Annotated in this window: 8 protein-coding genes and 1 tRNA gene; 8 read left to right on the plus strand and 1 reads right to left on the minus strand. The window is 64.3% G+C overall.

Translation table 11 applies throughout. The annotated features are described in order from the left end of the window. Window positions 1-13: 13 nt before the first annotated feature. On the minus strand, window positions 14-895 hold the full coding sequence (efeU, locus tag AB0362_RS21635; RefSeq protein WP_149405185.1) for an iron uptake transporter permease EfeU: 882 nt from the start codon (window positions 893-895) through the stop codon (window positions 14-16). 177 nt (window positions 896-1,072) lie between these two features. Here efeU and AB0362_RS21640 point away from each other — a divergent pair, with 177 nt between their 5' ends. The 8 genes from AB0362_RS21640 (at window position 1,073) to AB0362_RS21675 (ending at window position 8,032) form a co-directional block, all read left to right on the plus strand. Continuing rightward, window positions 1,073-1,795, plus strand: a complete 723-nt coding sequence (locus AB0362_RS21640; RefSeq protein WP_094639811.1) for a lytic murein transglycosylase — start codon at window positions 1,073-1,075, stop codon at window positions 1,793-1,795. Window positions 1,796-1,883: 88 nt separating this feature from the next. Then, window positions 1,884-3,170, plus strand: coding sequence for a phosphopyruvate hydratase (eno, locus tag AB0362_RS21645; protein ID WP_149405186.1), 1,287 nt, complete (start codon window positions 1,884-1,886; stop codon window positions 3,168-3,170). A 194-nt stretch (window positions 3,171-3,364) separates the two neighbouring features. Further along, window positions 3,365-3,919, plus strand: a complete 555-nt coding sequence (locus AB0362_RS21650; protein ID WP_262498262.1) for a cell division protein FtsL — start codon at window positions 3,365-3,367, stop codon at window positions 3,917-3,919. Continuing rightward, window positions 3,916-4,446, plus strand: a complete 531-nt coding sequence (locus tag AB0362_RS21655; protein WP_032404265.1) for a DUF501 domain-containing protein — start codon at window positions 3,916-3,918, stop codon at window positions 4,444-4,446. Before AB0362_RS21650 ends, AB0362_RS21655 begins: the two co-directional genes overlap by 4 nt. Continuing rightward, window positions 4,443-5,387, plus strand: a complete 945-nt coding sequence (locus AB0362_RS21660) for a Ppx/GppA phosphatase family protein (protein ID WP_149405187.1) — start codon at window positions 4,443-4,445, stop codon at window positions 5,385-5,387. The genes AB0362_RS21655 and AB0362_RS21660 overlap by 4 nt, the downstream gene beginning before the upstream one ends. 116 nt (window positions 5,388-5,503) lie before the next feature. Next, the gene (locus tag AB0362_RS21665; RefSeq protein WP_149405188.1) at window positions 5,504-6,955 is read left to right on the plus strand and encodes a TIGR00366 family protein; all 1,452 of its coding nucleotides are present in this window, start codon (window positions 5,504-5,506) and stop codon (window positions 6,953-6,955) included. A gap of 44 nt (window positions 6,956-6,999) precedes the next feature. Next, window positions 7,000-7,073, plus strand: a tRNA-Leu gene (locus tag AB0362_RS21670). A 635-nt stretch (window positions 7,074-7,708) separates the two neighbouring features. Further along, window positions 7,709-8,032: a hypothetical protein gene (locus AB0362_RS21675; RefSeq protein ID WP_316628930.1), complete on the plus strand. Its 324-nt coding sequence runs from the start codon at window positions 7,709-7,711 to the stop codon at window positions 8,030-8,032. Window positions 8,033-8,306 lie beyond the last annotated feature (274 nt).

Raw genomic sequence — 8,306 nt, forward strand, 5'->3', positions numbered from 1 at the left:
GTGGTGGTGCCTTTCAGGAGGATTGCAGAGCAGGCTCGGGTGTCGCGGGAACACGGACCGGGCGGAGGAAGAGGTAGAGGACGATCACGATGTAGAGCACCCACGCGATCGCTTGGAACACAGTGGGTTCGGGCCGGAAGTTGAAGATGCCGGCGAGCACGGTTCCGTACCAGCTCGAGGCGTCGAAGTGTGCGGTGATGTCGAAGGCGACGGCGCTGCCGCCGGGGAGGACTCCACCGATCTGCAGTGCGCGGATGCCGTAGGCGAGGATCCCGGCGGCGACGACGATCAGGAAGATGCCGGTGTACTTGAAGAACACCGCGAAGTTGACGCGCACGGCACCGAAGTAGAGGAATACCGTCAGGACAGCGGCGACGACGATTCCGAGCAGCAGTCCCAGCAGTGGCCACAGGCTGCCGTTGGTGTTCTCGGCGTAGCCGACCATGAGCAACGCAGTTTCGACGCCTTCGCGGCCGACCGCGAAGAAGGCCAGCGTCAGCACTGCGGCGGGCCCGACGGTCAGCGCTTTCTCCATGTTCGCCCGCAGTTCTCCGGAGATGTTCTTCGCGGCGGTGCGCATCCAGAGCACCATCGCCGTCACGATCACCACAGCAACGAGTGACGCCGCTCCGGCGATGATCTCGGCGGTCAACCCGGTGACGGTGGACGTGCCGTAATGGATCACGAAGAAGATGGCGGCGACCATGGCGACGGCAAGGCCTACTCCCAGCCAGACCCACTTGAGCGCGTCGCGGCGATCGGCTTTGACGAGGAACGCGACGAGGATCATCACGACGATGCCGGTCTCGAGCCCTTCACGCAGGCCGATCAAGCCACTGCCGAACATTTGGGTGGCGATCGACGGCGCTGAGCCTGCGGCGGCGAGAACTGGCATGAATCAGGCTCCTGCGGTGCGTCGAACATTGGTACGCCTTCCCTCGCAAAGGGTAGGCGACCCTCATGCGTGAGGGCTGACCAGAACATACACCCTGCAACCCGGCTCGAATACGCGTTGACCAGGGGTTATCTCCGTCTTTAGCTTTCTATTACCTTGCGTGTGCAGGATGGAGTGGTGATCTCCCGTATCTGCGTGCTCGCCACAGCGTCGGTCCTTCTCGCGTTGACGGCGTGCGGCACCGGCGAACCCGAGCGCGAGATTCCCGAGGGCATCCCGCCCGGACCCGGCACCGAAGTGCCGGCCATCGATTTCAACGCGCCCGGGCGGACGGCCGATCTGTTGCTCGCCTGGGCCGAACCACAGACCGAAGCGTTGGGCATTTCGGTGACCGCGTTGGCCTCGTACGGGCACGCGGCCGCGATCATGACCGAGACAGATGCCGATTGCGGAATCGCATGGACGACGCTCGCCGGAATCGGCTACATCGAAAGTCGGCACGGCACCTACCAGGGTTCGTCGGTCGCGCCCGACGGTCTCGTCGCACCGCCGATCCGCGGGATTCCTCTCGACGGCGGACCGGGCGTCGCCGAGATTCCGGACACCGACGGCGGCGTCATGGACGGTGACACCGAGTTCGACCGGGCCATGGGCCCCATGCAGTTCATTCCCGAGACGTGGAAGAAGTGGGGTGTCGACGCCAACGGCGATGGCGTCGCCGATCCCGACAACATCGACGACGCCGCGCTGACCGCTGCTCGATACCTGTGTGCGCGCGGCGGTGATCTGCGAACCGCGCAGGGCTGGGAGACGGCGTTGATGGCCTACAACCTGTCGGGTCAGTATCTGCGGGATGTGCGCGATCGTGCGGCCGCGTACTCGGTGGGCACCAGGCCGTAGGACCTCCATGCATCGCGGACATCACAGGGGAGCGGTTAGTCTTGCACCCGGCACAGTCCGTCGGTACCCGTTTATAGGAGAAGCATTCGTGGCCATCATTGAGCAGGTCGGAGCGCGCGAAATCCTCGATTCTCGTGGCAACCCCACGATCGAGGTCGAGGTCGCATTGGACGACGGGACGCTGAGTCGCGCCGCCGTTCCCTCCGGTGCATCCACCGGTGAGCACGAGGCCGTCGAGCTTCGTGACGGCGGAGACCGCTACGGCGGCAAGGGTGTCGAGAAGGCCGTCAATGCAGTGCTGGACGAGATCGCTCCCGCCGTCATCGGCCTGGACGCCATCGAGCAGCGCACCGTCGACCAGGCTCTGTTGGATCTGGACGGCACGCCCGACAAGTCTCGCCTAGGCGCAAACGCCCTGCTCGGTGTCTCGCTCGCGGTCGCGAAGTCCGCTGCCGAGTCCACCGGACTCGAACTCTTCCGTTACCTCGGTGGCCCCAACGCGCACATCCTCCCCGTTCCGATGATGAACATCATCAACGGTGGCGCGCACGCAGACAGTGGCGTCGACGTGCAGGAATTCATGATCGCCCCCATAGGCGCGCCGACCTTCAAGGAGTCGCTGCGCTGGGGTGCGGAGGTCTACCACGCACTCAAGGCCGTGCTCAAGGCCAAGGGCCTGGGCACCGGCCTCGGCGACGAGGGCGGCTTCGCTCCCGACCTCGCCGGCACCAAGGCTGCCCTCGACCTCATCCTCGAGGCCATCGGCAAGACCGGCCTCAAGCCCGGTCAGGACGTTGCGCTCGCTCTCGACGTGGCGGCCACCGAGTTCTACACCGCAGGCACGGGCTACGCCTTCGAGCGTGAGACCAAGTCAGCCGAGGAGATGTCGGCGTTCTACGGCGAGCTCGTCGACGCCTACCCGCTGGTCTCCATCGAGGATCCGCTCGACGAGAACGACTGGGACGGCTGGGTTGCGCTGACCGAGGCCATCGGCGACAAGGTGCAGATCGTCGGCGACGATCTCTTCGTCACCAACCCCGAGCGTCTCGAAGACGGCATCGTCAAGGGTGCGGCCAACGCACTGCTGGTCAAGGTCAATCAGATCGGCACACTCACCGAGACCCTCGACGCAGTCGATCTCGCGCACCGCAACGGCTACAAGACGATGATGAGCCACCGGTCCGGCGAGACCGAGGACACCACCATCGCTGACCTGGCAGTTGCCGTCGGCAGCGGCCAGATCAAGACCGGTGCTCCGGCTCGAAGCGAGCGCGTCGCCAAGTACAACCAGTTGCTGCGTATCGAAGAAGCTCTGGGCGACGCGGCGCGTTACGCCGGCGAGTTGTCTTTCCCCCGGTTCAATTACGAGGGATAGCGAACAGGCTCGTATGACACGAAGTGGAGAGGTCAATGATGGCACGGCGCGGCAGGTCCGGGACCAGTCCAGGTGGACGTGATCCCCGACCCCGCGGCCGTTCCTCCTCTTCGAGTCGGTCCAAGGCCGGGGGCGTCTCGCGTGACGCGAACGCCTCCGGCCGACAGGCCACCCCACCGGAACCCTCCGAGCAGGTGCGCGACGCGGTGGTCGGCGGCAAGGCTGCGCCTCGACGCGTCGGTGTTCGCCGGCCCAAGATGCCCGAGCGGACGTTCTTCGGACTGTCCACCGGACGAGCCGTCATTCTCGGTGTCGTGGTGTGTGCGCTGGCGTTGACGCTGGCCGTGCCGCTGCGCACCTACTTCTCGCAACGCAGTGAGCTCGAATCCGTGCTGGCCGAACGGCAGGCGCTGCAAGACGACGTGAACCGCCTGCAGGTTCAGAAGTCTCAACTCGACGAGCCGTCCCGCATCGCGGCCGACGCTCGCGAACGTCTGCGGTTCGTCATGCCGGGGGAGACGCCCTATCAGGTCCAGCTGCCCGGCGACTACTCGCCGAGCTCCGAGGACCTCGCAGTGGACAACACTCCGAAGGGACCGTGGTACACCGAATTGTGGAACACCGCGGTCCAGCCACAGGGATCGGACGAGCCCCCGGAGCCGACGTCTGCACCGATGCCTGTCGTACAGCCAGAACCCGCACCGGCCGTGCCGCCGGTGCCAGAACCAGAAGGAGGACCGGTCGGGTGAATTCCTCGGCAGTCTCGCAGGAAGATCTCGATGCGGTCGCATCGCAACTCGGACGTGAACCGCGTGGCGTACTCGAGATCGCGTACAGATCGCCGGACGGCAGGCCGGGTGTGGTCAAAACCGCCCCGAAGCTGCCCGACGGCACGCCTTTTCCCACCCTGTTCTACTTGACGGACCCCCGGCTGACGGCCGAGGCGAGCCGGCAGGAATCGGCCGGCGTGATGCGCGAGATGACCGAACGTCTCGGTACCGACCCGGAATTGGCTGCGGCATACCTGCGCGCCCATCAGTCCTATCTGGCCGAGCGTGACGAGATCGAATCTCTCGGAACCGATTTCACCGGTGGCGGCATGCCCGATCGGGTCAAGTGCCTCCATGTGCTGATCGCGCACTCGTTGGCCAAGGGTCCGGGCGTCAACCCGCTGGGTGATGAGTCGGTTGCGTTGGCCGCCGAGAACTCGTTGCGCGGCAAAGCTATTCCGGCCGACTGGCCGACCATCGAAGAACTACGTGCGGAGAAATCATGACCAGGGTTGCAGCAATAGATTGCGGCACCAACTCGATCCGCCTGCTCGTCGCCGACAACAACGGCAAATCCCTCGCCGACGTCGCTCGTGAGATGCGGATCGTGCGACTCGGCCAGGGAGTCGACGCCACCGGAGCATTCGTACCCGAGGCCATCGAGCGCACCCGGGTGGCGCTGGTCGAATACGCCGAGATCATCCGCAAGACCGGGGCCACCGCAGTGCGCATGGTCGCCACCTCGGCCACACGTGATGCGTCCAATCGCGAGGACTTCTTCTCGATGGTGCGCGAGGTACTCGGCAAAGTCATCCCCGGTGCCGAGGCCGAGGTGATCACCGGCGACGAGGAGGCTCGGTTGTCCTTCGCCGGCGCTGTCGGTGAACTCGACTCTGCTGCAGGACCTTTCCTGGTTGTCGATCTGGGCGGCGGTTCGACCGAGCTCGTGCTGGGCGACGCCAAAGGAGTGAAGGCCGCGTTCTCGGCCAACATCGGGTGTGTGCGCCTGACCGAGCGTTTCCTGCATTCGGATCCTCCCACCGCGGACGAGATCAACGGTGCGCGTGAGTACGCCCGCGAGAAGTTGGCGGAGGCGTTCGAGGAAGTGTCGATCGGCGACGCGTCGAGCTGGGTGGGGGTTGCCGGCACGATGACCACCATCGCCGCCATCGCCAAGGAACTGCCCGAGTACGACGCCGACGCCGTGCACCTCTCGCGAGTGCCGTTCGATCAGCTCTTCGAGGTGTGCGAGCGACTGATCGGCATGACTCATACGCAACGAAGTGCGTTGGGCCCCATGCATCCCGGACGGGTCGACGTCATCGGCGGCGGCGCAATTGTGTGCAGCGTGCTGGCCGAGGAATTCGAGCGGCGGGGTGCTGTGAGCTCGTTGACGGTGAGTGAACACGACATCCTCGACGGCATCGCGATGTCCATCAGGATCTGATCTGCAATTCTGCAGATGCGGTCTGCGGCGATGTAGGTTGCATCACTGCATGATTCGGTGAAGCCTTACAGGTGCTGTGGCCCACGTCACGGCTCCCTTCGAGGTGAGGACCACCGATGACGTCACCCGCCGAGCAGATTCCGGCCGACCAGGCGCCGGCCGAGAAAGGTTTGGCGCGCGTCGCGCAGATGCTCGCCAGGGGAACCGAGAAGTGGTTTCCCGACGCCTACATCTTCGCTCTCGTCGGCGTGGTGGTCGTGGCTGTCGCTGCTTTCGCCAACGGGTCGTCTCCGCAGAATGTGGTCGACGCCTTCGGAAACGGCTTCTGGGACCTGACCGCCTTCACCCTGCAGATGGCGATGGTCGTTCTCACCGGTTACGTCGTGGCCACCTCTCCACCGGTCGCTCGGCTCATCACTCGATTGGCGCAGGTGCCCAAGAGCTCCAGTAGCGCAGTGAGTTTCGTGGCGCTGCTGTCCTGCTCGGTGTCGTTCCTCAACTGGGGGCTATCGCTGGTTTTCGCGGGACTGTTGGCCCGTGCCATCGCGCGGCGTGACGATCTCCGCGTGGACTACCGGGCCTTGGGTGCCGCTGCGTTCATGGGACTCGGTGCGGTGTGGGCGCTGGGAATGTCGTCCTCGGCTGCGCAGCTACAGGCGACGGCCAGTTCGCTTCCGGCAACGCTGCTTTCGGTCACCGGTGTACTCGACTTCGGCACCACCATCTTCACGTGGCAGTCGCTGTTGATGTGCGTGATCATCATCGTTCTGACGGTCGTCATCGCGCATGTGTCGGCTCCCAAGGGTGCCGCGATCAAGACTGCCGCAGACATGGAGGTCGATCTCGACGACACGGTGTCGGAGCCTGCTCCGCGCAGTCGACCGGGGGAGTGGCTCGAGTACAGCCGAATTCTTCCGCTCTTCGTTGGTGCGATGACGCTGGGATGGCTTGTCTCCCAATTGTTGACGCTGCCGGTGCTGTCGGTGGTCAGCAGCCTCAACGGGTACCTCTTGGTGTTCCTGATGCTCGGGTTGGTGCTGCACGGCACCCCGCGGCGCTTCCTCGATTCCGTCAGCAAGGCGGTGCCCGCTACTGCCGGGATCCTGGTGCAGTTCCCGCTCTACGCCGCGATGGCAGCCATGCTCACCGAGGCGGAGGGCCGGGGAGGCATCACGATTTCCGAGCATCTGGCGACCTTCTTCACCGAGATCGGGTCAGGTGGAGGCTTCGCGGTGGTCATCGCGATCTACACCGTTGTACTCGGACTCTTCGTTCCCTCGGGCGGTGGCAAGTGGCTCGTCGAAGCGCCGTACGTGATGCAGTCGGCCACCGATGTGCAGATGAATCTGGGCTGGACCGTCCAGATCTACAACGTCGCCGAGGCGTTGCCGAACCTGATCAACCCGTTCTTCATGCTGCCCTTGCTGGCCGTACTGGGTCTGCGAGCGCGCGATCTGATCGGATTCACGTTCCTGCAGTTCATCTTTCACTTCCCGGTAGTCCTGCTGCTCGTATGGCTACTCGGCATGACCTTCGAGTTCGTGCCGCCGGTCATCCCGGCGCAGTAGCAGCCCGATATGATCGTCACCGCCGGAGCGAACCTCCGGCGGTGGCCCCTATAGCCCAATTGGCAGAGGCAGCGGACTTAAAATCCGCACAGTGTCGGTTCGAGTCCGACTGGGGGCACCGGAGTCCATATGGATCCAGATTTCTGGACTAGGACAGTGCTTTTCGGGTGGTAGCGTGGACTTCGGCGGTCTACCACGGATTTGAGTGGACAACCGAGACAGCGGATTTCAGATCCGCGGTAATCGACATTTCCGCAGGTCAAAAATTTCGTTTCCGCAGGTCAGAGGCTTCGAGCTCTGTGGCGTTCGGTCTCGGTGTCACAACGTTGTCACAACTGCCTCGTGAGCATCCAGATGGTCGTGAATCGACGTGCGTGGACTTGCCAGACCTTCGATTCGTTCACATCGGATCGCTACATGCCGACGATGTCCTCGAACGCCGCGACTCGGCGATTCTGCTACGGAGTTTGCTGGGTCCTTCCGGCGCAGCGAGCTCTCGGAACTTTCATGCGGGGACGTGACCGTGCATCGGCACGACGGCTTGCACATGCAGCTACGAAAGTCGAAGGCCGACCAAGAAGGCAGGGAAGCGGTCAAGGCGCTGCCGTTCACCGACTCCCACGAGACCTTCCCGCCCTGCGCGTATGTCCGGTGTTCGGTGTACACAGATCTTCGCCGCGTTCGACACCGGTGGCCGCCCCTCGATCACCCGGCCGCTACGGAAGCCGGCACCGTTCACCGACCGCGTCTGCCATGGGAATTCCCCGGACCGCCGCCCGCGCACCGCTGCTGAGGGCGATCGCGAAGAACGGCAACCTCGGCGCCACAGTGCTGTGCGGGGCGGCGATCCACCGAACCATCCGACGCCGCGCCGAGCACGCGGGCTATGACCACGCCTGGCCAAACTCGGCGGACACTCTTTACGAGCTGGTTTCGTCGCCCAAGGCACCCGCAACGGCGCTGGCGGTCCAGCCATCGCCCGCCAAACCGGACACGCCAGCCTCGACTCCGGTGGAGGTCTACCGTCGCGAACATGCACCCCGCGTCGGGAACGCCGTCAACGAAATCGGTCTGTAGACCAGGAGTCGGTTTGAGGACGTCTACGTCTTCGGGTTCGCCCGCTACCTGCGAAGCGGTTCCTAGCTTCTTCGAGCACGCTAAGTGGTTTGGCACCAGAATAATGGTGCCTGCCTGTGCGTCTACAGCCTTTGCATAAGCATCGATCGCGCAATCGTCGGGTACTTGCCCATCGGTCGTGTCCGTGGCCATGAAAAAGTACCCACTGGTGGCCAGGTCGAGGTCCCCACTGGTGGCCAACTGAAAGTCCCCACCCCGTGTTCGTCGTGTCGAT

Source organism: Rhodococcus sp. NPDC079359 (genome assembly GCF_040702585.1).
GTDB lineage: Bacteria > Actinomycetota > Actinomycetes > Mycobacteriales > Mycobacteriaceae > Rhodococcoides.

Bases quoted from the DNA above. Each gene is read 5' to 3' on its own strand.
- AB0362_RS21675 (WP_316628930.1), top strand. From the start codon at position 7,709: ATGGGAATTCCCCGGACCGCCGCCCGCGCACCGCTGCTGAGGGCGATC.
- AB0362_RS21665 (WP_149405188.1), top strand. From the start codon at position 5,504: ATGACGTCACCCGCCGAGCAGATTCCGGCCGACCAGGCGCCGGCCGAG.
- AB0362_RS21660 (WP_149405187.1), top strand. From the start codon at position 4,443: ATGACCAGGGTTGCAGCAATAGATTGCGGCACCAACTCGATCCGCCTG.
- efeU (WP_149405185.1), bottom strand. From the start codon at position 895: ATGCCAGTTCTCGCCGCCGCAGGCTCAGCGCCGTCGATCGCCACCCAA.